Here is a 24659-nt window from a genome sequence, read left to right as displayed (position 1 = left end):
TCCACTGCGCACCGCGCCTTGCATCCCATCCCGCCAAGGCCACTGCGCGACCCCTGGGAGATCGCAAACACGTTCTTAGACCACTGGTGCACCAAAGGCCATGTGCTGCTGTGCCTGAGTGGCGAGCTGCACACCGAGTTGGCGGATGGCCGCCAGTACACGCTGACGCCCGGCATGAGCTATCAGGTGGCGGACAATGCAGAACCCCATCGGTCCACGTCGCCACAGGGAGCCACCCTGTTCATCGTGGACTGAGACGTTGCGCCCCCTTTGCGACCCCCCATTTTTTGACGACGACTTTGCAACCGTAGCGGCCCAGGCGGCCACCCGCAGGAGACGAGAGTGAAACTGAACGACCTTCCCCCCACCAGCACCTGGACCCTGGCGCGCCGCGCCGAGCGCATGAACCCTTCGGTCATCCGCGAAATCCTGAAGGTCACCGAGAAGCCCGGCATCATCAGCCTGGCGGGCGGCCTGCCCTCGCCCAAGACCTTCCCGGTGTCGGCCTTTGCCGAAGCCTCTGCCGCCGTACTGGCCAATGACGGCCCAGCCGCGCTCCAGTACGCCGCCAGCGAAGGGTATGCCCCGCTGCGCCAGGCGATTGCCGACTTTCTGCCCTGGGATGTGGATGCCGACCAGGTGCTCATCACCACCGGGTCGCAGCAGGCGCTGGACCTGATCGCCAAGGTGCTGATCGACACCGACAGCCGCGTGCTGGTCGAAACCCCCACCTACCTGGGCGCACTGCAGGCCTTCACGCCCATGGAGCCGAATGTGGTGTCCGTGGCCAGCGATGACGAAGGTGTGCTCATCGACGACTTGAAAGCCAAGGTTGGCACGGGTGCCAACAAGGCGCGCTTTTTGTACGTGCTGCCCAACTTCCAGAACCCCACGGGCCGCACCATGAGCGAAGCCCGCCGCGCTGCCCTGGTGCAGGCGGCCGCCGAGCTGAACCTGCCGCTGGTGGAAGACAACCCCTACGGCGAACTGTGGTTTGACAACCCGCCACCCGCCCCGCTCACGGCCCGCAACCCGGATGGCTGCATTTACATGGGCTCGTTCTCCAAGGTGCTGGCCCCCGGCCTGCGCCTGGGTTTTGTGGTGGCGCCCAAGGCCGTCTACCCCAAGCTGCTGCAGGCCAAGCAGGCGGCCGATCTGCACACGCCCGGCTACAACCAGCGCTTGGTGGCCGAGGTGATGAAGGGCAACTTCCTGGACCGCCATGTGCCCACCATCCGCGCGCTCTACAAAGAGCAGTGCGAGGCCATGCTGACCGCGCTCGACAAGGAAATGCAGGGCCTCTCCGTGCAATGGAACCGCCCCGACGGCGGCATGTTCCTGTGGGTGCGCCTGCCCGAAGGGATGAGCGCTGTCGAACTGCTGCCCAAGGCGGTGGAGCGCAACGTGGCCTTTGTGCCCGGCGCGGCGTTCTACGCCGACAACGCCGACCCGCGCACGCTGCGCCTGTCGTTTGTCACCTCTACGGCCGAGCAGATCGCCGTCGGCATCGCCGCATTGGCCGAAGCCATCCGCGACCACAAGGGCTGAACGCATGTTGAGGCTCTGGGGGCGCCTGTCGTCCATCAACGTGCGCAAGGTGGTGTGGGCTGCGCAAGAACTCAGCATCACGGTGCAGCGCACCGACGCGGGCGGCCAGTTCGGGCTGGTGCGCGAGGCCGACTATCTGCAGCGCAATCCCAATGGCCTGGTGCCGCTGATGGAAGACGACGAGACCGGCACTGTGTTGTGGGAGTCCAACCCCATCGTGCGCTACCTGTGTGCACGGCATTCGCCGGGCGAGTTGTACCCTGAAGCCTTGCGCGAGCGCTTTGTGGCCGAGCAGTGGATGGACTGGCAGCAGACCACACTGAACCCGGCCGGGCGCGATGCCTTTGTGCAATGGATACGCACCCCTGCGGCCCAGCGGGACGATGGGCTGATTGCCGCATCCGTGGCGGCCACCGAGCCTCTGATGGGCCTGCTGGATGCGCATCTGGCACGCCAGCCCTTCATGGCGGGCGACCGGTTCACCATGGCGGACATCCCTGTGGCCTGCGAGATCCACCGCTGGTGGGGCCTGCCACAAGAACGTGTGGCGCGCCCGCACCTGGAGCGGTGGTACAACACGGTCAGCACCCGCCCCGGCGCCAGGGGCGTGTTAGACCAGCCACTCGCCTGACCCGGAGTCCGCCATGCACCAGCGTCCCTTCAAGCAAATCGATGTGTTCAGCGACCGCCCGGGCTACGGCAACCCCGTGGCCGTGGTGTTGGACGCAGAAGGCTTGAGCGACAGCGACATGCGCCGCTTTGCGGCATGGACCAACCTGTCGGAGACCACCTTTCTGGTGCCCGCCACCGAGGCCGGGCGCGCTGCGGGTGCCGACTATCGCCTGCGCATCTTCAGCCCCAATGGCGAGCTGCCCTTTGCGGGACACCCCACGCTGGGCACCTGCCACGCGTGGCTGCAGGCGGGCAACACGCCACGCCTGCAGGGCATGGTGATCCAGGAATGCACGCTGGGTCTGGTGCGTATCGCGCAGACGGATGGCACCCTGGCTTTTGCGGCCCCTCCCCTCAAACGCAGCGCGCCCAGCCCGGCCCTGGTGCCACTGATCGCCAGCGCGCTGGGCCTGCGCCCCCCGCAGATTTTGGGCGCACAGCTGCTGGACAACGGCCCGGTGTGGCTGGGCCTGCTGCTCGACAGCGCCGACACCGTGCTGGGCCTGCACCCCGACCACGCGCGCCTGAAAGACCTGGGCCAGGACGTGGGCGTGATCCATGTGGGCCCCGCTGCCAGCAACACGGCCCAGCCTGGGGTGGTGGTGCGCGCCTTTGCAGCCCCCATGGGCAACCCCGAAGACCCAGTGACGGGCACGCTGAACGCCAGCCTGGCCGAGTGGCTGATTGCCGACGGCCTGGCCCCGCGCAGCTACCTGGTCGCCCAGGGCGAATGTCTGGGCCGCGCGGGCCGCGTGCACATCCGCCAGGACGACGACCACCAGATCTGGGTGGGTGGGCGGGCTGTCACCTGTATCGAGGGCACGGTGCTGCTATGAACCTGATTGCTTCCGTACCGCGACCCAGCGGCTGAACTCCACGCCCTCGGGCTCCTGACGGAGCCTTCCGAACCAACCCCCAAAGCGCCGTGAAACACACCCGGTAAGCCCCCGGCGTGTCTCCACCGTCACCTCACCACCCGCATCACCGTTTTTTGTATCAAGGACCCCCATGCCACAGCGCCCCTTCAAGCAAGTCGATGTTTTCACCGCCCAGGCCTACCGCGGCAACCCGCTGGCCGTGGTGCTGGACGGCACGGGTCTCAGTACCGAAACCATGCAGGCGTTCACGAACTGGACCAACCTGTCCGAAGCCACCTTCCTGCTGCCGCCCACCGCTGAAGGCCGCGCCGCCGGTGCCGACTACCGCGTGCGCATCTTCTGCCCCGGGCGCGAGCTGCCTTTTGCCGGTCACCCCACGCTGGGCAGCTGCCACGCCTGGCTTGAGGCCGGGGGCCAGCCCCAGGTGGCGGGCAAGGTAGTGCAGGAATGCGGCGTGGGACTGGTCACGCTGCGCCAGGATGGCGACCGCCTGGCTTTTGCTGCGCCGCCGCTGATCAAAAGCGGCCCGCTGGCGGAAGACGACGTGGCCTTGATTACACGCGGCCTGGGCGTGGCGCGCAGCGACATCCTGCACCACGCCTGGTGCGACAACGGGCCCAACTGGCGCGGGGTGATGCTGCGCAGCAGCGAGCAGGTACTGGCGCTCAAGCCCGACGCCAGCATCCTGGGCCAGCTGGATGTGGGCGTGGTCGGCCCACGCGGAAAGGTCGGTGTTATCGGCAGCACCGACGCCGAAGGCATCGCCTTTGAAGTGCGGGCGTTCTTCCCCGGCAACAACGGTCTGGCGGAAGACCCCGTCACCGGCAGCCTGAACGCCGCGCTAGCGCAGTGGCTTATCGGCGCAGGCCTGGCCCCCACGCAGTACGTGGCCAGCCAGGGCACCTGCCTAGGCCGCGCCGGGCGCGTGTATGTCGAGCAGGACGGCGACACCATCTGGGTCGGTGGGAGTTCGGTCACCTGCGTGTCGGGCGAGGTGCTGCTGTGACGGTGCCCTGCATCGACCACCTGGTCGTGCTCGCGCCCGACCTGCCGACCGGCGTGGCCTGGTGCGAACGCACGCTGGGCATCACCCCCACCACGGGCGGTGAACACCCGCTGATGGGCACACACAACCGCATCTTCAATGTGTCCAGCCCTTCGCACCCCCGCGTCTATCTGGAGATAATTGCTATCAATAGAGAAGCTATTCCCTCAATACCATCAAGCGCTAGACGCTGGTTTGACATGGATGATGCCGTCTTGAATGCGCAGGTTGGGCAACACGGCCCGCAACTCATCCACTGGGTGGCCTCCGTACCCGATGTGGCCGAGGGGTGCGTCGCACTGTCTGCGCTCGACATCGAACGCGGCGCCGTCGTCACCGCCAGCCGCCCCACGCCCAACGGCCTGCTGCAATGGCAGATCACCGTGCACGACGACGGCCTGCGCCTGATGGACGGCTGCCTGCCCACGCTCATCCAGTGGGGCGCAGTGCACCCGTGCGACAACCTGCCCGCCAGCGGCGTGCAACTGCAAACGCTCTCGCTGCAGCACCCGCAGGCCGCGACGCTGCAGGCCGCGTGCGAAGCCGTGGGGGTGGCGGCATCTGTTGCCATCACACCCAACACAACGTCCAGTACCGCGCCCCGGCTCACCGCGCAGCTCAGCACGTCGCGGGGTCCTATCACTCTTTCGTCGTTCATCCCTCAGGAGTAAACCGCCATGCTTTTCTCGGTACAAGAACTGCTGCTTTTCGCGCTCGCCGCGCTCGTGCTGGTGCTCACGCCCGGACCCAACATGGTGTACTGCGTGTCGCGCAGCCTCACCCAGGGGCCACGCGCGGGGTTGATCTCGCTCGCCGGAGTTCTCATGGGTTTTCTGGTGCACCTGCTGGCTGCGGCGTTGGGCCTCACCGCGCTGCTGGCCGCCGTGCCACTCGCCTTTGACGCCATCCGCTACGCCGGGGCCGCGTATCTGCTGTGGATGGCCTGGCAGGCCGTCAAACCGGGCGGCAACGCGCCGTTCGAAGCCCGCAACCTGCCGCACGACCGGCCACGCACCTTATTCCTCATGGGCTTCATGACCAACCTGTTGAACCCGAAGGTGGCGATGTTTTACCTGTCGTTCTTTCCGCAGTTTTTGCACCCCGAGCGCGGCCAGCTGTTGCTGCAAAGTCTGACGCTGGGCGGCGTGCAGATCGCCACCAGCGCCATCGTCAACGCGCTACTCATCCTGTGTGCCGCCCGCGTGGCGGTGTTCCTCAACCGCAACGCCGCCTGGATGCGCGCGCAGCGCTACTTCATGGGCACCGTGCTCGGCCTGCTCGCCCTCAAACTGTTGACTGAAAAGAAAGCCGCCGCATGAACGCCCGCCTCGACATCGCATCCCTCTTGCCCACCCTGGCCGACATCGAGGCCGCCGCCGAGGTCGTGTACCGCGACTTTGCCGCCACGCCCCAGTACCGCTGGGGCCTGCTCAGCGAGCGCCTGGGCACCGACTGCTGGCTCAAGCACGAGAACCACACGCCCGTGGGCGCGTTCAAGATCCGCGGCGGGCTGACCTACTTTGACCAGCTCGCGCAGCGCGGCACTATGCCCACGGAAGTGATCAGCGCCACGCGCGGCAACCACGGCCAGAGCATGGGCTGGGCCGCGCGCCGCCACGGCGTGGCCTGCACCATCGTCGTGCCACGCGGCAACTCGGTGGAAAAGAACGCTGCCATGCGCGCCCTGGGCGTCACGCTCATCGAGCATGGCGACGACTTCCAGGAAGCGCGGGAGCACGCCATGCACTTGGCTAAGGAGCGCGGCGCGCACATGGTGCCCAGCTTCCACCCCGACCTGCTGCGCGGCGTCAGCACCTACTGGTGGGAGTTTTTGCGCGCCGTGCCGCAGCTCGACGTGGTGTATGTGCCCATCGGTCAGGGCTCGGGCGCGTGCTCGGCCATCGCCGCCAAGCTGGCGCTGCAGCACTCCGTGCGCGTGGTCGGCGTGGTCAGCAGCCACGCCACCACCTATGCCGATTCGCTGGCGGCGGGCCACGTGGTCGAGGCGCCCGTCGCCACCCAGCTCGCCGACGGCATGGCCTGCCGCGTGGCCGACCCTGAAGCCCTGGCCGTGATGGCCCCGCACATCGACCACATCGTGCAAGTAAGCGACGCCGAAGTGGCCGCCGCCATGCGCGCCTTGTTTACCGACACGCACAACGTGGCCGAAGGCGCTGGCGCTGCCGCACTGGCGGCGGCACTGCAGGAGCGCGAGCAACTCAAGGGCTTGCATGTGGGCTTGGCGCTGACGGGCGGCAATGTCGATGCGTCAGCGTTCAGCCATGTTCTGTCGGCGTGAACGGCGCTCGTTCGAAACTCAAAAAGCAAAGCGCCCGGAAGCACGATGTGCCGCCGGGCGCTAGGAGATCGAGAAAGTGAGGCTCTGTTTCTTCAATTGCTCAGGATGAGCTGCGCAATCACCCCGGTGGCTATCGCCACGAGCAAATAGTCCGAACCGTTTTGAACCCAGTGGTAGCCCCGTGGGGGCGATGAAAGGTGGTGCCCGCGCCAGTCATTCACCACATAGTGCCTCGTGCGGTACTGGGGCGGAATGCGGGAGCCCCGTTGCCAACTGCGATCCGGCCCCGCACCGCGGTGGCTCTGCATGTGGTGCCCACCCGGACGGTGCTGCGGCCCTTGTGCACGCGGAGGTTCAGGACGATGGCCGGGGCGGTTCGCATGACCCTGGCCGTGGGGCCCCTGCTGCGCATGGCGGCCCTGCTGTCGGTCATCCCGCTGGCCGGGGTAGTTGTTGGGCTGCGCGACGGCAATGGCGGACGTGGCCAGCATGGCCGCCGCTACGGAGGCAATGCTTGCGCGACGGAGTAGTTGTTTCATGCGTTTTCCTTTCGCGGCCCATAAGGCCAGTGAAGACGCTTTCAGTGTGGCAACCCAGCAATGTCTGCGTATGTCGGAGAAATGCACTTCTGCATACTTTGCAACACAACGTCACGACGCCGAAAGCCATCCCATCTGCTGCCTGTCGTCGCTGGGGAGACAGCGCCTGACGACACTGCTGCAGACAATCGCCGCATGGGAACCCTCTACCTCGTGCGCCACGGCCAGGCCTCGTTTGGCGCTGCAGATTACGACCAGCTGAGTGCGCGCGGCCGAGAGCAAGGGGTGCGCCTGGGCGAACACTGGCGCGCGCGGGGCATGCAGTTTGATGCGGTCATCACCGGCACGCTGCGCCGCCACACGCAAACGCTGGAAGGCATTGCCGAAGGTTTGCAGATCAAGCCCGAAGTGCTGCAATTGCCGGGCCTGAACGAATACGACAGCCATGCGCTGATCAGCGCCATCCACCCCCAGCCCCTGGGCCCGGCCGACACGCCCGAGCGCTACCGCGCCCACTTTCGCATCCTGTGCGATGCGCTGGCGCAGTGGATGGCAGGCGTCATCAGCCCCCAGGGCATGCCGACGTGGAACGAGTTTTCAGGCGGCGTGCGCGCGGCGCTCGACCATGTGCGCCACCACCACGCGGGGCACAACGTGCTGCTGGTCAGCAGCGGCGGCCCTATCTCCACCGCAGTGGGCGAGGTGCTGGGCACGGCGCCCGAGGTGACCATTGCGCTGAACATGCGCATCCGCAACAGCGCGGTGACGGAGTTCTCGATCTCGCCCAAGCGGTTGATGCTGCAGACGTTCAATACGCTGCCGCATTTGAATGAACTGGAACATGCGGGGTGGGTGACGCACGCCTGAACGCCGATATTTGGGTCTTTCTGGCCGCTTGCGCTAGTGGATCAAGCGCCAAAAGCTATTAAAAATATAGCAATCCGATTCAACACAGGTTGGGCCCGTCCACCAGGGTTGACAGCGGCAACGCCTGCAGCTCCTGCAACAGCGCCACCAGTTGCACCGCAGCAGCCTCCACCACCGCCCGCCCCTTGTCCGCCGTAGCGGCTGCTGCATTGCCAACAGCCCCCGCCGGGTGGTAGTCCTGTATCTGCCAGCCCAGCTTGGCGCTTTTGCCGTTACCCAGAATCGCGTAGCGCTCTGAACGATCCTGCGACGTGGAGCGGAAGTCTTGCGCGTGCTCCATGTGCACGGTGTCAGGCGTGAGGTGCAGCATCATCGACGTCTCGATCTCACCTGCATGGATGCCAAAGCGGTGCTCCTGGCCGCTGAACTGGCCCGCCACCGCGTCGGGCAGCGGCAGGCTGAACCAGCTGGCGCTGTAGACGATGAGGTCGCAGCGGGTGCGCAGCTCGCGCGCCACGATGTCCATCACGCTGACCTGGCCGCCGTGGCCGTTGAACAGCAGCAGCTTCTTGATGCCCGCGCGGGCCACACATTCGCCGATCTCGGTCCACAGCGCGATCACGGTGGCGGGCGACAGGGTGAGCGTGCCGGGGAAGCGGATGTGCTCCGGGCTCAGGCCCACGTTCTGCGGGGGCAAGAACAGCACGGGCAGGTCGACGGGCAGCTGCGGCAGCGCGGCGTCGATCACGCCCTGGAGCAAGGTGGCATCCACCGACAACGGCAGGTGCGGGCCATGCTGCTCGATGGCGGCCACGGGCAGCACAGCCACCACCTGATCGGCCTGGCCCGTGCTTTGCAGCGCGGCAAAGTCGCGGGTGGACAGGTCGGCCCAGAAGCGCGAGGGCAAGGTGGGGCGGGCGGATGGGGGCGCGGCGGCAACGGTCATGGCGAGATGGTAGTCGCAGCGATGGCGTCCGCCTACGCCGCAAGGTGGCTACCGAAGCACCGTGGTCCCCAGCCAGACCAGCAGGTGCCCGGCGCCCATCACCGACAGCATCCCAAACGCCAGCCCGCTGGCACGGGTGTCCAGGCCACGGCGGCGCTGCCATGCACGTACCACCAGCGCCACCAAACAGCCCACGGTGGCAAACACAGCCCACAGCATCCACAGCAACCCCTTGCCCATGCAGCCGAAGTTCTCGCAATACAGCGTGAAGTTGTAGTACGACAGTGCCACCAGCAGCGCGCACACGCCCAGCAGGAAACCGTTCAGCACGCGGGACCACCAGACCACGGCGCGAGAAGCGGTCGGTGCAGAGGAAGAAGGGGCAGAGGGTTGTGAGGGCGCAGGCAGGTTCATGAACAACAACACCAGAACGAAACGGCGACAGGCCGTGCGACCCAGCATATCGCCCGCCGTCCAGCCACGCGGCGCCGCCCATCCCGCTACCATCACCGCATGACCCAAGACCTCTTCCGACAAGACGCCTATCTGCGCGAATGCGACGCGCAGATCACTGCCATCACCGACACCGGTGGCATCGTGCTGGACCGCACCGTGTTCTACCCGCTGGGCGGCGGCCAGGCCGGTGACAGCGGCGTGCTGGTGCTGGCCAATGGCACAGAGATCGCCATCGCCGACACCCGCAAGGGCAAGGACGCCGAAGGAAACGCCACCAGCGACATCGTCCATGTGCCCACCCCCGGACAGGAAGACCGCGTGGCGCAGCTCGCACCCGGCACCACCGTCACCGCCCGCATCGACTGGGAACGCCGCCACCGCATGATGCGGCTGCACACCACATCCCACCTGCTGTGCCATGTGGTGCCGCAGCTGGTCAATGGCTGCTCCATCACGCCAGACTACGCGCGGCTGGATTTTGCGATGACCGACCCCCTCGACAAGGAGGCCCTCACCGCAGCCATCGCCACCCTGGTGGCCGCAGCGCACCCGCTCACGGTGGCCTCGATCAGCGACGAAGAACTGGACGCCAACCCCGCCCTGGTCAAAAGCATGAGCGTGCAGCCCCCGCGCGGCAGTGGGCGCATTCGCACCATCCGCATTGGCGGCGACGGCGCGCCGCTGATCGACCTGCAGCCTTGTGGGGGCACGCACGTGGCCAATACGTCGGAGATCGGCGCCATCGTGGTGACAAAAATAGAGAAGAAAAGCGCTACGACTCGGAGAGTGGTGCTGGGCTTCGCCCAGTGAGCGCGGACACAAGTACGCCCCTAGAAGGTCAACAATCTTGAGCCACCGCAGCCGCCGGTTGCATTGGCTTACTCGGGCTGGTGAACAACGGGGACAATAACGCCCGCGCGCAGCACCAGCCCGATCTCGGGTTGTTGTGACCGGTTCTCCCGGCGCTGCAGCGCTCACTTTTTGCCTGCTGCCATGCCGATCTCCCTGCGCTCCGTTTCTTTTGCCTCCCTGCGCCAGCACCGCTGGTTCCGCCCTGCCCTCCGCGCAGTCGCGGCTTTGATCGTGTTGTGGCTGGTCACCTGGCTGGCCATTCCACCACTGGCCAAGGGCCCCTTGGAGCGCATCGCCACTGAGCAACTGGGCCGCGCAGTGACTATCGGCGCCATCGACTTTCAGCCCTGGAGCCTGGAATTTGCACTGCGCGACGTGGCAGTGGCGGGTGCTAACGGTGCGCCGCCTCAGCTGACCATTGGCCGCATCTATGCCGATGGCGAGCTGCAATCCATTGTGCGCATGGCCCCGGTGGTAGACGCCTTCACCATCGAAAACCCGGTGCTGCGCATCGCCCACCTGGGCGACGGCCACTATGACGTGGACGACATCATCGCCAAGGTCACCGCGCCCCCCAGCGAGCCCGAGCCCGACTCGGGCCCCGCGCGCCTGGCGCTTTACAACCTTGCGCTCACGGGCGGCAGCATCGACTTCACCGATCAGGCCGTGGGCAAAACGCACGAAGTGCGCGCGCTGGCACTCACCGTGCCCTTTATCAGCACCCTGCCCTCGCAGCGCGAAGTCAAGGTCGAGCCGCACCTGGCGTTTGCGCTCGATGGCAGCCAGTTCGACTCGTCCGCCCAAGGCACGCCGTTTACCCAAACGGGCAAGGCCGACGCCCAACTGCGCCTGGACGGCCTGAACCTCGCACCCTACCTGGCCTACCTGCCGGCCGACCTGCCCATCAAGGTGCAGGGCGCCACGCTCGATGCCGACGTGAAGGTGGCCTTTGAGCAGCACCCGCGCATGGCCGTCAAGCTGACCGGCACCGTGGTGGCCAGCGGGGTGCGCATCACCGACCGCCAGGGCGCCGACCTGCTGAGCTACGAGCGCCTGAAGATCGACATGGCCGACGTGCGCCCGCTGGAGCAGGTGGTGCGTCTGCAGCACGTGGAGCTGACCGCGCCTGTGGTCACCGCCACGCGCGACGCCGCAGGCGTGATCAACCTGGCGCAGTGGGCGCCACCCGCAGCGCCTGCCAAGCCTTCACTTCCCGCCAAGGGCGAGCCCGCTGCACCGGTTGCACCCGCCACCACAAACGCCTCGGCATCTGCAGAACCAGCCTCCTCGCCCGAGGCCGCTGCGAGCACAACATCGGCATCGGCCCCGGCCGTCACCGCCTCTGCAGCCAAAACCAAGGCCAAGGCCAAAGCCGCACCGACCTGGGCCGTAGAAGTCGCCACCGCCGCCGTGCGCGGCGGCACCCTGCGCTGGGCCGACCAGACCACCCGCCCCGCAGCCGCTGTGCAGGCCACCGACTTCACGCTGGATGTGGCCGACGTGGCCCTGCCCTTCGCCCCCCAGGACGCCAAGCCTTTCACCTTCAAGGGCGGGCTTCACCTGCAGGGCAGCACGCACAGTTTTACCGGCGAAGCCACCGACCAGAAGGCGCAGGTCAATGCCACCCTGAATGCGCTGGCACTGCAACTGGCCGCCCCCTACCTGGCCCAGGCGCTGGAGCCCGTGGTGACCGGCCAGCTCACCGGCGATGTGGGCGTGTTGTGGCAATCCCCCACACCCCAAGCCGCACAAACCGGAGCCACCGGCGTCACGCTGACCGCTGGCCCCTTGGCGCTGGAGCAATTGGCCGTCAAGCAGGGCAAAACCACGCTGGCCGGTCTGGGCAAGCTGGAACTGGCCGGCGTGCTGGTGCCGCTGGACACCCGCACCGCCACGCTGGAGCGCCTGGCCCTGAGCCAGCCCCAGGCCACCGTCGAGCGCGGCGCGGACGGGCGCTGGATGTTTGAGCGCTGGCTCAAAGCTGCAGCCGCGCCCCAAGGCACGGCCCAAGGCACGGCCCCCGTTACCGAGGCGGCTTCTGCGGCCACCCCGCCCTGGAAGCTGCGCGTGGCCGATTTCTCGCTGCAAGGCGGCACCGTCTCTTTTGCGGACAACGCCCAGCAGCGCCCCGTGGCGCTGGAAGTGACCGCCCTGGGCATCACCGCCCGCAACCTGGCCACCGACGGCAGCAAGCCCGAGGCTTTCCAGCTCACGGCCCGCGCAGCGGCGCCGGGCAAGGGCGGTAGCAACAACAAGGCGGCACCGGGCAAGCTCGACTACCAAGGCACGCTGGCGCTGCAGCCGCTGGCCACCCAGGGCCAACTCAACGCCACGCGCCTGCCCCTGCACACGCTGGACGGCTACCTGGCCAGCCAGTTCGCGGTGGAGTTGCTGCGCGCTGATGTGGGCTATCGCGGTCAGGTGACCCTGGCGCAGACGGACAAAGGCATCAGCCTGCGCATGGCGGGCGATGCGGTGGTCGAAGAACTCCAGGCCAACAGCACCGCCGCATCCACCCCCAAGACCGAAGCCCAGGTGGGCGAGGAACTGCTGGCCTGGAAGAGCCTGAACCTGCGCGGCCTATCGGTAGCCACCGCCCCCGGCACCGCACCGCGCGTGGAGGTCAAGGAGACCAGCCTGGTTGATTTCTTCGCCCGCATCACGATCAACGAAGCGGGCCGCATCAACCTGAGCGACATCGCCAAGACCCCGGCCGAGGCCCAGGCTGCCAATGCAGCCAGCGCCAACGCCCCTACAGCCGCCCAGACCGCCGCAGCGTCTGCCCCCTCCGCCGCAGCGTCTAGCGCCCTAGCCGCCGTGGCACAGGCCGACCCGTTGGCCCCCGTGGTGGTGTTTGGCCCGGTGAGCCTGGTCAACGGCAAGGTGCTGTTCTCCGACTTTTTCATCAAGCCCAACTACTCGGCCGACCTCTCCGAGCTGACGGGCAAGCTCAGCGCGTTCTCGTCCGAAGCCTCCGGCGACGAGCCCGTGCTGGCCGATCTGGAGCTGCGCGGCCGCGCCGAGGGCTCGGCGTCGCTCGAAGTCACCGGCAAGCTCAACCCGCTGGCCGAACCCCTGGCGCTCGACATCGTGGGCAAGGTGCGCGACCTGGAGCTGCCACCGCTCACGCCGTACGCGGTCAAGTACGCGGGCCATGGCATCGAACGCGGCAAGCTCAGCGTGGACGTGAACTACAAGGTGCTGCCCAACGGCCAGCTCACCGCCAGCAACCGGCTGGTCCTCCACCAGCTGACCTTTGGCGAACCCGTGGAGGGCGCACCCAACAGCCTGCCTGTGAAACTGGCCGTGGCCCTGCTGGCCGACCGCAACGGGGTGATCGACCTGGACCTGCCCATCAGCGGCTCACTCAACGACCCGCAGTTCAGCATTGGCCCCGTGATCTTCAAGATCATCGTCAACCTGATCGGCAAGGCGCTGACCTCACCCTTCAGCCTGCTGGCCAGTGCGTTGGGCGGCGGCGAAGAGATGAGCAACGTGCCCTTTGCCCCCGGCAGCGCCACGCTCACGCCCGAGGCGCAGCAGAACCTGGGCAAGGTGGTCAAGGCCCTGGCTGACCGCCCCGCGCTCAAGATCACCGTGACGGGCATGGCCAGCCTGAAAGACGAGCGCGAAGGCATGCAGCGCGAGCGCGTGCAGCAACTGGTGCTGGCCGAAAAACGCCGTGCCAACCCGGCGGACACCGCCCCCGTGTCGGCCGCTGAATACCCCGCCTTGCTCAAGGAGGTGTACCGCCGCGCCGACATGCCCAAGCCGCGCAACCTGGTGGGCCTGGCCAAGGAACTCACCGTGCCCGAGATGGAAGCCCTGCTGCTGGCCAACCAACCGGCCACCGAGGCCATGGCCGCTGATCTGGCCACGCAGCGCGGTCAGGCCATCCGTTCGTATCTGGTGTCGCAGAAGCTGCCGGTGGAGCGGCTGTTTGTGGCCGCCCCGAAATCAGGCAAAACACCCGAAAAGTGGACCCCGCGTGCGGAATTGACCCTGGCGACACAGTGAGTAGCCCCCTGAGTCGCTTCGCGCCTCGGCGCCGCCGCCAGAGTCGGCGGCTCTTCGGGCACGTCCAAGCCTGCACAGGCAGGCTTGGAGCCGCGGCCTTCAGCCCCCAAAGGGGGACGCACCCACTGGACCGGCAAAGCCGGATCCACGGGTGCACTCGCCTATGCCGCGCCAGTTTTTAGGGACATGGATGGCTCGCAGCACAATGGCGCACTGAAATGGAAGGGATTGGCGGCACAGGAACCAAAACCGCCCACCCCGCTCCCACACTGCAACCATGCCCTACCGCCTGCTCCACCGCCTTGCAGTTACTCTGCTTTTGATAGCTGCTAGCGCTTATTGGACAAGCGCTAGCGCCCAATTTAGCTCAAAAACAACCGGCCAAGGCACCAGCGTAGTCACCACGCCCTATGTGCGCGCCGAGCTGCTGGCCCATGCGCCGCAGGGCGTGGCGCCGGGCCAGCCGCTGTGGCTGGGGCTGCAGATCACCCACCAGCCCGAGTGGCACACCTACTGGAAGAACCCCGGCGACTCCGGCCTGCCCACCGAACTGGCGTGGACATTGCCCGCGGGCCTGGACGCCGGAGAGATCGCCTGGCCCCTGCCCAGGAAGATCCCCATCGGCACGCTGGCCAACTATGGCTACGAGGGCACGGTGCTGCTGCCCATCCCCGTCGCCGTGGCCAGCAGTTTTGCGCCCGGCCCGTTGGCGCAGGACGCCACCATCAAGCTGCGCGCCTCATGGCTGGTGTGCCGCAAGGAGTGCATTCCGGAAGAGGGCGAGTTCACGCTGCAACTGCCCGTCCAGAGCACCACGGCACTGAATGGCGCTGCGTTTGAAGCCGCCGCCAAGGCCCAACCCAAGCCCGTGCTGGCGGGCACCACCGGCACCGTGCCGGACAGCCAGGCCATGATCACCGATGGCAACGCACTGCAGATCAGCGTGCAAGGCCTGCCCGTGGCGCTGCGCGGCAAGACGCTGGATCTGTTCCCGGAGACCAGCGAAGTCATCGAAAACGCTGCGCAGTGGACGCAGGCCTGGAACGGCAGCGTGTGGACCGCCCAAATTCCCCTGTCGGCCCAGCGCAGCAACAGCCCCAACCTGATGCCGGTGGTGCTGGCCGAACAGGCAGCGCCCGGCCATGGCGCCGGGCCCGACACCCGCACCGGCTACCGCGCCGAGCTGAAGGTGCTGGGCACCTGGCCGCAGGGTGCAGCCGTTGCCACCGTGTCGCCCGCCCTGGAGGCGGCGCTCAAGGCAAATGCAGCGCAGGCGGGCGGCGCTGCAACGTCAGCCACAGGCTCGGGCGCATCATCCCTCACCCTCACCGCCGCACTGTTGGGCGCCTTGCTCGGTGGCCTCATCCTCAACCTCATGCCCTGCGTGTTCCCGGTGCTGGCGATCAAGGTGGTGGGTTTCACCCAGCATGCGCAAGACCGGCGCGCCCACCGCATCAGCGGCATCGCCTACACGGCGGGCGTGGTGCTGTCGTTCATCGCGCTGGGCGCGCTCATGCTCGGCCTGCGCGCGGCGGGCGAGGCGATTGGCTGGGGCTTTCAGCTCCAGTCGCCCGCCGTGGTGGCATCGCTGGCGGCGCTGTTCACGCTGATTGCGCTGAACCTGGCGGGGGTGTTCGAGTTCGGGCACTTCCTGCCCTCCTCGGTGGCCAGCCTGCAGGCGCGCCACCCGGTGGCCGATAGCTTCCTCACCGGCGTGCTGGCCGTCGCCGTCGCATCGCCCTGCACTGCCCCGTTCATGGGCGCATCGCTGGGCCTCACGGCCACGTTGCCTGCACCGCAGGCGCTGGCGGTGTTTGCGGCGCTGGGCCTGGGCCTGGCGCTGCCGTTTTTGGCCGCCAGTTTCATCCCGGCCGTGGCCCGTGCACTGCCCCGACCCGGCGCGTGGATGGACACCTTCCGCAAGCTCATGGCGTTTCCCATGCTGGCCACCGTGGTCTGGCTGGTGTGGGTGCTGGGCCAGCAAAGTGGCATCGACGGCGCGGGTGCGCTGCTGATCCTGCTGGTGGGGTTGGGACTGGTGGTGTGGGCACTGTCGCTGGCCGGGCGTGCCCGCCGCTGGATGGCGACCGTGTCTGTTGCGGTGATGGCGCTGCTGGTGTGGGCCTTTGTGCCGCACATCACCCACGTGCCCACGATGCAAGTCGCCATCCAGGCGTCGTCGGGCACCGGCTGGCAACCTTGGGCGCCCGGCGCGGCCGAGCAGATCGTGGCCGGTGGCCGCCCCGTGTTTGTGGACTTCACCGCCGCCTGGTGCGTGACCTGCCAGTACAACAAGAAGACCACCCTGGCCAATGCCGACGTGCTGGCCGACCTGCAAACCAAAAACGTGGCCCTGCTGCGCGCCGACTGGACGCGGCGCGACCCCGCCATCACCGCAGCGCTGGCTGCCCTGGGCCGCAGCGGCGTGCCCGTGTATGTGTTCTACCGCCCCGGCAAGCCCCCGGTGGTGTTGACCGAGGTGCTGAGCGTGGACGAGGTCCGCGCCACCATTGCTGAGCTGTAGATAGAGGTTTCCACCCGCGTTCTTTTTTCAACCACCGACCCTTCAGGAGAGCTTGTCATGAAGATGCTTCGCCGTACGTTGATTGCCACCGCCGCAGCCCTGTTTGCTGCAGGCAGCGCCCAGGCCGCCGCCACCGTGGGCCAGCCCGCCCCGGACTTCACGCTCAAAGACGCCACCGGCAAAACCGTGCGCCTGTCGGACTTCAAGGGCAAACACGTGGTGCTGGAATGGACCAACCCCGGCTGCCCGTTTGTGCGCAAGCACTACGACAGCGGCAACATGCCCGCCACGCAGAAAGACGCCACCGGCAAAGGCGTGGTGTGGCTCGCCATCAACTCCACCGAAAAAGCCAGCAGCGACTACCTGGAGCCCGCCAAGCTCATGGCCTGGAAGGCCGAGCGCAAGTCCGCCCCCAGCGCCATCCTGATGGATGAAGAAGGCACCGTAGGCAAGAGCTACGGCGCGCGCACCACGCCCCATATGTACATCGTCAACCCGCAGGGCCAGCTGGTGTACGCAGGCGGCATCGACAGCATCCCCTCGGCCCGCCCGGCAGACATCGAGAAGGCCACCAACTATGTGAAGGTGGGCCTGGCAGAGGCGCTGGCGGGCAAGCCGATTTCAGCGGCCACGACGCAGCCGTATGGGTGCAGCATCAAGTACAAGTCCTGAGCCAGTAATTGCGCCGCCGCCCACACTACATGCAGTGCGCGGCGGCCCTGTTGTGCATTGGCGGACCCAACTAAGATGCGGGCATGCAATGCCAACAATGTGGGCGTCCGCTCGCCAACCCGACCGCCATCTGCACGGCCTGCGACCAGGAGCTGTCCACCCCCGTCGGCGGGTGGCGTTACCGTTGCCCCGCATGCAACGGTTTCTTCGATCACTGGGCCACCACCCTTTTGCCCCGCAACGCCCGCTGGTACACACCCCAGAGTGAGATAGCAACCTGCCCGCTGTGCGAAGAGGTCTTGCAATGGAAGCGAGACGCGGAACCTGCGCAGCTCTCTGCGAGTTTTCAGGGCATCGCCATGGGTATGACGTGGGCACTCTGGTTCACTATCCCCAAACCACTTGTGCGGTGGGTCATGGAACATTTGGGCACATGGTTTGTCGTCCTCATACCGATGCTGCTGATCGCGATGCTGCTCATTGCCGTTCGCCCCTCCCTGCTGGGCACGGGGCAGGGGATCGGCCACTTTGTCACGATGCAACCCCCAGCTGTGAAAAAGCCCAAATTTTGGGTGAGCTTGATCATCGTAGTAGCTATCACGGTGAGCGTCCGGACCGCCCCACAGACAGCCCAGTTCCCCCTGTGGGGCGCCTGGCTTGCGCTGGCCGCAGCGGGTTGTTTGGCCGCCGTTCTGTGGCGGCGCTCGGCAGAGCGGCACAAGCGCCTGCACACACCTGACTCAGCAGCATCGCCCGCCACCCGCCTTTCGTAGTCCATCGACCCATGCTCCACACCCCCGACACCATCAGCACCCTGCGTGACCTGCTCACGCACTGCCGCACCATCGCTGTGGTCGGCCTCTCGCCGCAGTGGCACCGCCCCAGCTACTTCGCGGCCAAGTACATGCAGGCGCATGGCTATCGCATCGTGCCAGTCAACCCGCTGGTCGCACGAGAAGGCGGGCAGATCCTGGGCGAAACCGCCTACGCCAGCGTGACCGAAGCGGCCGCCGCGCTGGCAGCGCAGGGGCAGAAGATCGACATGGTGGACTGCTTTCGCAAAAGCGAAGACATCCCGCCGCTGGCCGACGAAGCGATTTCCATCGGCGCAAAGTGCCTGTGGCTTCAACTGGGTGTGTTCAACGAGGCGGCCGGGCATCGGGCCGAAGCAGCCGGACTGCAAGTGATCCAGAACCGCTGCGTGAAGATCGAACACGCGCGGCTGTTTGGCGGGCTGGGATGGATGGGCGTGAACACACGTGTCATCAGCGCCAAGCGCCTGCGGCAGCTGCCTTACTAGCAAATTAATAGCTACTAGCGCTTATGGAATAAGCGCTAGAGGCCAATTTGGCTTAAATTTTCACCCCATACCACTGCGCAGCGTCTGCGCCAATGCCATGACCGAGCCCCTCTCGAACAGCACCCCCGCAGCCAGCGGCGCCGACCGCGACTTCGGCTTTGGCACCCGCGCCATCCACGCCGGAGCCCAGCCCGATCCCGTGACCGGCGCGCGCGCCACGCCCATCCACCAGACGACGAGCTTTGTGTTCGACAACGCCGAGCACGCAAGCAGCCTGTTCAACCTGCAGACCTTTGGCAACGTCTACAGCCGCATCAGCAACCCCACGGTGGCGGTGTTCGAGGAGCGCATCGCCAGCCTCGAAAACGGCCGCGCGGCCCTGGCCTGCGCCAGCGGCATGGCCGCGCAGATGGCGGCGTTGCTGGCCATCCTGAAGACCGGTGACCACATCGTGGCGGCGAGCACGCTGTATGGCGGCACGGTGGGGCAGCTGGGCGTGGGTTTCGCGCGCTTAGGGATAGAGACCACCTTTGTGGACCCGGCCGACCCCGAGAACTTTGCCCGCGCCATGCGCCCCAACACCCGCGCCGTGTATGGCGAGACCATCGGCAACCCGCTGGTCAACGTGCTCGACATCGCGGCCGTGGCCGAGGTGGCGCATGCGCACGGTGTGCCGCTCATCATCGACAACACCGTGGCCAGCCCCTACCTGTGCAACCCGCTGGCGTTGGGCGCCGACATCGTGGTGCACAGCGCCACCAAATACATCGGTGGCCACGGCACCACCATGGGTGGTGTGGTGGTGGAGGGTGGCAAATTCCCTTGGGACAACGGCAAATTCCCCGAGGTGGTGGAACCCAGCCGGGCCTACCATGGCGTGAAGTTCTACGAGACCTTCGGCGACTTTGGCTACACGATGAAGGCGCGCATGGAGGTCAACCGCACCTTTGGCGGCGTGCTGTCGCCCATGAACGCGTGGCAGCTGCTGCAAGGCGCCGAAACCCTGCACCTGCGCATGCGCGAGCACTGCCGCAATGCGCTGGCCGTGGCGAAGTTTCTGCAGAGCCATCCGCAGGTGGCGTGGGTCAACTACCCCGGATTGCCGGATTCGCCGTATTTCGATCTGGCACAAAAACAGTTCCGCGCTGTGGATGGCTCGCCTGGCGCCTCGGGCATCCTGACCTTTGGCGTGAAGGGGGGCGCAGCGGCGGGAGAGAAATTCATCGACGCCTGCGAGTTCTTGAGCCACCTGGCCAACATCGGGGATGCCAAGACGCTGGTGATCCACCCCGCATCGACCACGCACCGCCAGCTGAGCGAAGAAGAACTGGCCCGGGCCGGTGTGAGCGCGGACATGGTGCGGCTGTCGGTGGGGATTGAAGATTTGCATGACATCCTGTGGGATGTGGACCAGGCGCTGGGGCGTGCTTGAGGTGAACAAGCCATGAACCTGATCTTGGAGGATTGCGCGCAGGTTCCCTACTTCACCAACATGCGCGTGGTGTTCGACGCTCTAGAGCTGAACGCCAGCGATTTCGACTGGTTTGTGAGCGACATTGAGCACGCGGGCGGTGATGCCTTTTGCTCCGAAGATCACTGGATTTCCGGCGAGGACTTGGAGCGAGCCCTCCTCAGCAATGACATTCAATTTGTCTGGGCCGTATTCAGCGCAATACCCAAGGGCGGCCCTCGCCCGGCAATCCACGAGCCACCTTACGCGGACGGCAACCCAGCGTTTTGGAGCGATCCGTCTCCACGACCGCAACTGATCGGGGCACTCTTTGAAATCGTGTGCTGGGATAGCAGTGCCACTATTCTGGTGGGGCTTCCAGACGCAGCCCTGCGCAGGTTTTGGCATCGATTCCCAGATTCAAAGCCGCTGAACGCAGCCCCGCGCTGATCCCTCGATCAGCGTGTTGTCGACGCTCCCAGCCGTTGTGACAAGCTCTGCGCCGCGTCCCGCAAATGCTGCGCCGCAGAACTCGCAGGCCCCGTCTGCAGCGTCGCACTCGGCCCAATCACCGCCAGGCACAACACCAGCTGCCCAAACCCGTCAAACACCGGCGTCGCCAACGCGCTGATGCCCGGCAGAAGCTGATCCGTGACTTCCGCGACCTGATGCGCGCGCACCGCATCCAACTCTGCCGCAAACGCGGGCTCGTCCAGCGCCCCCGCAAACCCTTCGGCGGCCAGCGCGGCGGCGGCGCGTTCGCGCGACCCAAAGGCCGCAAATACCTTGCCCGTAGCCGTGTGCCGCACCGACGCGGTGGTGCCGTGGCGCATGGCCACGTACACCGCCGTGGGGCCTTCTTCCACACGGATGATGACGGGGCCGCTGTCGCCCCAGACGGACGCTGACACGGTGTAGCCGATGCGCTGGGCCAGCGCGGGCAGTTCGGCAATGGCCAGGCGCACCGGGTCTACCTGCTGCAGGCTGATGAGGCCCAGCTGCATGGCCAAAGGGCCCAGGCCATAGTGGCCGCTCACTGCGTCTTGCTCAATCAAGCCGAGTTTGCCGAAACTGACCAGGTAGGGATGGGCCTTGGCGGCGGTCATGTCTGCCGCGCGGGCCAGGTCCTTGAGGGCCATGCGACGCCCGGTGCGCGCCAGCACTTTCAGCAATTGCCCCCCCACCTCCACGCTCTGGATGCCGCGCGGCGTGCGCGGGCTGCTGTCGTCTTCATCGTCGGGGCGGGGCAAGTCGGGTGCGTGGGTGGCCATGGGGTGATTGTCCATGGCGGAGTGGTTGTCCGGCTTCTCCGGGTTTTCACCTAAACAAATGCATTAGACATTAACGAATGTTATGACTAACATCAAAACATTCCGTTTAGTTAAACGCATTCATTCATAGCAAATCAACCCCATGACCACCACCAAAACTTTTGCCTCCGCCGCTGACCTTGAAGTCAAGAAGGTGAGCTTTGACAAGCTTTCCGATCACGCCTATGCCTACACGGCCGAGGGCGACCCCAACACCGGCATCATCATTGGCGATGACGCGGTGATGGTCATCGACACCCAGGCCACGCCCGTCATGGCGCAGGACGTGATCCGCCGCATCCGCGAGGTGACCGACAAGCCCATCCAATACGTGCTGCTGTCCCACTACCACGCGGTGCGCGTGCTGGGCGCCAGTGCCTACGGGGCCGAGCACATCATTGCCAGCGAAGACACGCGCGATCTGATCGTGGAGCGTGGTCAGTTCGACAAGGACAGCGAGATTGGCCGCTTCCCGCGCCTGTTCCAGAACGTGGAGAGCGTGCCCGACGGCCTCACCTGGCCCACGATGACGTTCAACAAGAAGATGACCCTGTGGCTGGGCAGTGTGGAAGTGCAGTTGCTGCAGCTGGGCCGGGGCCACACCAAGGGCGACACGGTGGCGTGGTTGCCGCAGGAAAAGATTTTGTTCAGCGGCGACCTGGTGGAGTTCGACGCCACGCCGTATGCGGGCGATGCGTATTTCAAGGACTGGCCACAAACCCTGGACAACCTGGCCGCCCTGAAACCCGAAAAGCTGGTGCCCGGCCGGGGTGCCGCATTGCAGACGCGAGAGCAGGTGCAGGCAGGCCTCGCGGGCACACGCGCCTTCATCAGCGACCTGTACGAGAGCGTCAAAGCCAGCGCCGCCCAGGGCGAAGACCTGCGCAAGGTGTACGAGGCCACGTTTGCCAAGCTGCAGCCCAAATACGGCCACTGGGTGATCTTCAACCACTGCATGCCGTTTGATGTGACCCGCGCCTATGACGAGGCCACGCAGTACCCGGACCCGCGTATCTGGACCGCCGAGCGTGATGTAGCAATGTGGAAGGCGCTGGAAGGCTGAGGCCCCGAGGGTGGAGGAGACAAGACCATGAACCCCAGAGACATTCCCGCCGAGGCCTTCCAAGCCAGCGGCGCCGAGTTGCAGGCCATCGATTTCGGCTACGTGCGCTCACCCGACCAGGACAGCGCCACGCCCGCGCAGCACCCCGTCGTGGTCGTGGGTGCAGGCCCCGTGGGTCTCTCGCTCGCCATTGACCTCGCCCAGCGCGGCCAGCGCGTGGTGGTGCTGGACAACGACCACAAGCTCTCCATCGGCTCGCGCGCCATCTGCTTTGCCAAGCGCACGCTGGAGATCTGGGACCGCCTGGGCGTGGGCCAGCGCATGGTGGACAAGGGCGTGTCGTGGAACCTGGGCAAGGTGTTCCTCAAAGACGAGCAGCTGTACGAATTCAACCTGCTGCCCGAAGCGGGCCATGAGCGCCCGGCCTTCATCAACCTGCAGCAGTATTACGCCGAGGCCTACCTGGTGGAGCGTGCGCTGCAGCTGCCGGGCATCGACATCCGCTGGCACAACAAGGTGACGGCGGTGGCCGCGCGGGACGACGGCGCGCTCCTCAGCGTCGACACACCCGACGGCCCTTATCAGATCGACGCGCAATGGGTGACGGCCTGCGATGGATCGCGCTCGCCCATGCGCCAGATGATGGGACTGGAAAGCAAGGGTCGCATCTTTCAGGACCGTTTTCTGATTGCCGACGTGAAGCTGCAAGGCGCCACGGAGTTTCCGACCGAGCGCTGGTTCTGGTTCGACCCGCCCTTTCACCCCAACCAGAGCGTGCTGCTGCACCGCCAGCCCGACAACGTGTGGCGCATCGATTTCCAGCTGGGCTGGGATGCCGACCCCGAAGAAGAGAAAAAGCCCGAAAACATCATCCCGCGCGTGAAGGCGTTGCTGGGTGCAGATGCCCAGTTTGAGCTGGACTGGGCCAGCGTCTACACCTTTGCCTGCCTGCGCATGGACCGGTTTGTGCACGGCCGCGTGGTGTTTGCGGGCGACAGCGCGCACGGCGTGTCGCCCTTTGGCGCACGTGGCGCCAACAGCGGTGTGCAGGACGCCGAGAACCTGGCCTGGAAGCTCGACTGGGTGCTCAAGGGCCGCGCCAGCGCTGCCCTGCTGGCGACCTATGGCCCCGAGCGCGAATACGCGGCCGACGAGAACCTGTGCAACTCCACGCGCGCCACCGACTTCATTACGCCCAAGAGCGAGATCAGCCGCCTGTTCCGCGACGCAGCGCTGCATTTAGCGCGCGAGCATGTATTTGCGCGCCGCATCGTCAACAGCGGGCGCCTGTCGGTGCCTGCCACGCTGCACCAGTCGCCACTGAACACGCCGGACACGGACACATTTGTGGGCACCCAGGTGCCCGGCGCGGTGCTGCTGGATGCGCCGTTGGCGAAACAAGGCCAGGCCACCTGGCTGCTGCGCGAACTGGGGATGGAGTTCACGCTGCTGGTGTTTGGCCCTGCCCCCACCTGGGCCGGCGCACTGCCCCATGTGCAGGTGCTGCAGATCGGGCTGGACGTGATCGACACCCAGGCGCTGGCGGCGCAGCGGCTTGACGCGCTGCCGGGCACGGCGTACCTGGTGCGGCCGGACCAGCATGTGTGCGCGCGCTGGCGCACGCCTACCGAAGCGGCCATGCGTGCGGCCCTGGCCCGTGCCACAGCAACCGCCCCGTGAGCGGCCTCAGACAAGGAACCCAACATGCTGAACACCCAGCCCCATCTGCAGGCCTGCGACGATTTTTATGAGGCGCTGATCACGGCGCACCAAGGCTTGTCCACGCCAGAAAGCCACGCCATGAACGCGCGCCTGGTGCTGCTGCTGGCCAACCACATCGGCGACCAGACCACGCTGCTGCATGCACTGCAACTGGCGCGGGGCAACCCGCAGCACAGCAGCGCGCGCGCGGCGGCGGTGGAACACCAGGCCATCACCCCCGTGGTGCCCAGCCACGCCACGGCCTGAGCCTCAGCGCGCGCGGAACCGCCCTGTTTTTCTATTCCAGCCGCAGGGCCCCAGCACCGCGCAGACGGTGCAAGGCCCCTCTTTGCCTTTATTCAACCTTCACTACAACCACCGGAGACAAACCCCATGCAGCGCAAACACTTTCTCGCCACCCTCGCCGGGCTGGCCCTCGCCACCGCCCTTCCCCTGGCCCACGCGCAGGACACCAAACCGCTGGAATGGGTGGTGGGCTATGCCGCAGGCGGCGGCTCGG

Annotated in this window: 24 protein-coding genes and 1 pseudogene; 21 read left to right on the top strand and 4 right to left on the bottom strand. The window is 66.4% G+C overall.

The window, feature by feature from the left end:
• The 8 genes from ACK41V_RS19900 to ACK41V_RS19865 all read left to right on the top strand — a co-directional run.
• A partial coding sequence (locus tag ACK41V_RS19900) for a DHCW motif cupin fold protein (protein ID WP_409784886.1) occupies positions 1 to 255 on the top strand: 255 nt, incomplete at its 5' end.
• A gap of 87 nt (positions 256 to 342) precedes the next feature.
• A complete protein-coding gene (locus ACK41V_RS19895; RefSeq protein WP_409784885.1) occupies positions 343 to 1548 on the top strand; it encodes a PLP-dependent aminotransferase family protein in 1206 nt (401 codons plus the stop codon).
• 4 nt (positions 1549 to 1552) lie between these two features.
• Positions 1553 to 2179 (top strand): glutathione S-transferase N-terminal domain-containing protein, encoded by a 627-nt coding sequence (locus tag ACK41V_RS19890; protein ID WP_409784883.1) that lies wholly within the window; start codon positions 1553 to 1555, stop codon positions 2177 to 2179.
• Between the two features lie 13 nt (positions 2180 to 2192).
• On the top strand, positions 2193 to 3056 hold the full coding sequence (locus ACK41V_RS19885) for a PhzF family phenazine biosynthesis protein (protein WP_409784881.1): 864 nt from the start codon (positions 2193 to 2195) through the stop codon (positions 3054 to 3056).
• 172 nt (positions 3057 to 3228) lie between these two features.
• Positions 3229 to 4104: a PhzF family phenazine biosynthesis protein gene (locus ACK41V_RS19880; RefSeq protein ID WP_409784879.1), complete on the top strand. Its 876-nt coding sequence runs from the start codon at positions 3229 to 3231 to the stop codon at positions 4102 to 4104.
• The gene (locus ACK41V_RS19875) at positions 4101 to 4814 is read left to right on the top strand and encodes a VOC family protein (protein WP_409784877.1); all 714 of its coding nucleotides are present in this window, start codon (positions 4101 to 4103) and stop codon (positions 4812 to 4814) included. The genes ACK41V_RS19880 and ACK41V_RS19875 overlap by 4 nt, the downstream gene beginning before the upstream one ends.
• A 6-nt stretch (positions 4815 to 4820) precedes the next feature.
• A complete protein-coding gene (locus tag ACK41V_RS19870; protein ID WP_409784875.1) occupies positions 4821 to 5462 on the top strand; it encodes a LysE family translocator in 642 nt (213 codons plus the stop codon).
• Positions 5459 to 6442, top strand: a complete 984-nt coding sequence (locus tag ACK41V_RS19865) for a threonine dehydratase (RefSeq protein ID WP_409784874.1) — start codon at positions 5459 to 5461, stop codon at positions 6440 to 6442. The genes ACK41V_RS19870 and ACK41V_RS19865 overlap by 4 nt, the downstream gene beginning before the upstream one ends.
• A 92-nt stretch (positions 6443 to 6534) precedes the next feature.
• Here ACK41V_RS19865 and ACK41V_RS19860 read toward each other — a convergent pair whose 3' ends face one another.
• Positions 6535 to 6981 carry an RcnB family protein gene (locus ACK41V_RS19860; protein WP_409784872.1) on the bottom strand — a complete coding sequence of 149 codons (447 nt, stop codon included), beginning with the start codon at positions 6979 to 6981 and terminating at the stop codon, positions 6535 to 6537.
• A 195-nt stretch (positions 6982 to 7176) separates the two neighbouring features.
• Between ACK41V_RS19860 and ACK41V_RS19855 the strand changes: the two genes are divergently transcribed.
• The gene (locus tag ACK41V_RS19855; RefSeq protein ID WP_409784870.1) at positions 7177 to 7848 is read left to right on the top strand and encodes a histidine phosphatase family protein; all 672 of its coding nucleotides are present in this window, start codon (positions 7177 to 7179) and stop codon (positions 7846 to 7848) included.
• Between the two features lie 79 nt (positions 7849 to 7927).
• Here ACK41V_RS19855 and ACK41V_RS19850 read toward each other — a convergent pair whose 3' ends face one another.
• Together ACK41V_RS19850 and ACK41V_RS19845 are read right to left on the bottom strand one after the other, a co-directional pair.
• Positions 7928 to 8794 carry a creatininase family protein gene (locus ACK41V_RS19850; RefSeq protein ID WP_409784869.1) on the bottom strand — a complete coding sequence of 289 codons (867 nt, stop codon included), beginning with the start codon at positions 8792 to 8794 and terminating at the stop codon, positions 7928 to 7930.
• Between the two features lie 48 nt (positions 8795 to 8842).
• A complete protein-coding gene (locus ACK41V_RS19845) occupies positions 8843 to 9256 on the bottom strand; it encodes a hypothetical protein (RefSeq protein WP_409784867.1) in 414 nt (137 codons plus the stop codon).
• Here ACK41V_RS19845 and ACK41V_RS19840 point away from each other — a divergent pair, their 5' ends adjacent.
• The 8 genes from ACK41V_RS19840 (at position 9257) to ACK41V_RS19805 (ending at position 20515) form a co-directional block, all read left to right on the top strand.
• A complete protein-coding gene (locus ACK41V_RS19840) occupies positions 9257 to 10060 on the top strand; it encodes an alanyl-tRNA editing protein (RefSeq protein WP_409784890.1) in 804 nt (267 codons plus the stop codon). It begins immediately after the preceding gene.
• Positions 10061 to 10243: 183 nt separating this feature from the next.
• Entirely contained in the window at positions 10244 to 14119 is a 3876-nt protein-coding gene (locus ACK41V_RS19835; RefSeq protein ID WP_409784866.1) for a DUF748 domain-containing protein, read from the top strand.
• Positions 14120 to 14396: 277 nt separating this feature from the next.
• Complete coding sequence (locus tag ACK41V_RS19830) at positions 14397 to 16643, top strand: protein-disulfide reductase DsbD family protein (RefSeq protein ID WP_409784865.1); 2247 nt, start codon at positions 14397 to 14399, stop codon at positions 16641 to 16643.
• Between the two features lie 57 nt (positions 16644 to 16700).
• The gene (locus ACK41V_RS19825) at positions 16701 to 17315 is read left to right on the top strand and encodes a thioredoxin family protein (RefSeq protein WP_409784864.1); all 615 of its coding nucleotides are present in this window, start codon (positions 16701 to 16703) and stop codon (positions 17313 to 17315) included.
• Positions 17316 to 17545: 230 nt separating this feature from the next.
• On the top strand, positions 17546 to 18088 hold the full coding sequence (locus tag ACK41V_RS19820; RefSeq protein ID WP_409784863.1) for a hypothetical protein: 543 nt from the start codon (positions 17546 to 17548) through the stop codon (positions 18086 to 18088).
• Positions 18089 to 18099: 11 nt separating this feature from the next.
• Positions 18100 to 18615, top strand: coding sequence for a CoA-binding protein (locus ACK41V_RS19815; RefSeq protein WP_409784862.1), 516 nt, complete (start codon positions 18100 to 18102; stop codon positions 18613 to 18615).
• 97 nt (positions 18616 to 18712) lie between these two features.
• Positions 18713 to 20047, top strand: a complete 1335-nt coding sequence (locus ACK41V_RS19810) for an O-acetylhomoserine aminocarboxypropyltransferase/cysteine synthase family protein (protein ID WP_409784861.1) — start codon at positions 18713 to 18715, stop codon at positions 20045 to 20047.
• A gap of 12 nt (positions 20048 to 20059) precedes the next feature.
• A complete protein-coding gene (locus ACK41V_RS19805) occupies positions 20060 to 20515 on the top strand; it encodes a hypothetical protein (RefSeq protein WP_409784859.1) in 456 nt (151 codons plus the stop codon).
• An 8-nt stretch (positions 20516 to 20523) separates the two neighbouring features.
• On the opposite strand, the gene ACK41V_RS19800 is transcribed toward ACK41V_RS19805, so the two are convergent.
• Positions 20524 to 21336, bottom strand: a complete 813-nt coding sequence (locus tag ACK41V_RS19800) for an IclR family transcriptional regulator (RefSeq protein WP_409784888.1) — start codon at positions 21334 to 21336, stop codon at positions 20524 to 20526.
• 142 nt (positions 21337 to 21478) lie between these two features.
• Here ACK41V_RS19800 and ACK41V_RS19795 point away from each other — a divergent pair, with 142 nt between their 5' ends.
• The 4 genes and pseudogenes from ACK41V_RS19795 to ACK41V_RS19780 all read left to right on the top strand — a co-directional run.
• Positions 21479 to 22438 (top strand): MBL fold metallo-hydrolase, encoded by a 960-nt coding sequence (locus tag ACK41V_RS19795; protein WP_409784858.1) that lies wholly within the window; start codon positions 21479 to 21481, stop codon positions 22436 to 22438.
• 27 nt (positions 22439 to 22465) lie between these two features.
• On the top strand, positions 22466 to 24118 hold the full coding sequence (locus ACK41V_RS19790; protein WP_409784857.1) for an FAD-dependent oxidoreductase: 1653 nt from the start codon (positions 22466 to 22468) through the stop codon (positions 24116 to 24118).
• A 24-nt stretch (positions 24119 to 24142) separates the two neighbouring features.
• Complete coding sequence (locus tag ACK41V_RS19785) at positions 24143 to 24406, top strand: DUF2783 domain-containing protein (protein WP_409784856.1); 264 nt, start codon at positions 24143 to 24145, stop codon at positions 24404 to 24406.
• 126 nt (positions 24407 to 24532) lie between these two features.
• A pseudogene (locus ACK41V_RS19780) lies at positions 24533 to 24659 on the top strand (tripartite tricarboxylate transporter substrate binding protein); the annotation flags it as partial.

It is taken from the genome of Acidovorax sp. (genome assembly GCF_046291265.1).
Classification (GTDB): Bacteria; Pseudomonadota; Gammaproteobacteria; order Burkholderiales; family Burkholderiaceae_C; genus Acidovorax.
The sequence above is the reverse complement of the archived record's forward strand: the minus strand, read 5'-3'. Positions and strand labels throughout refer to the sequence as shown.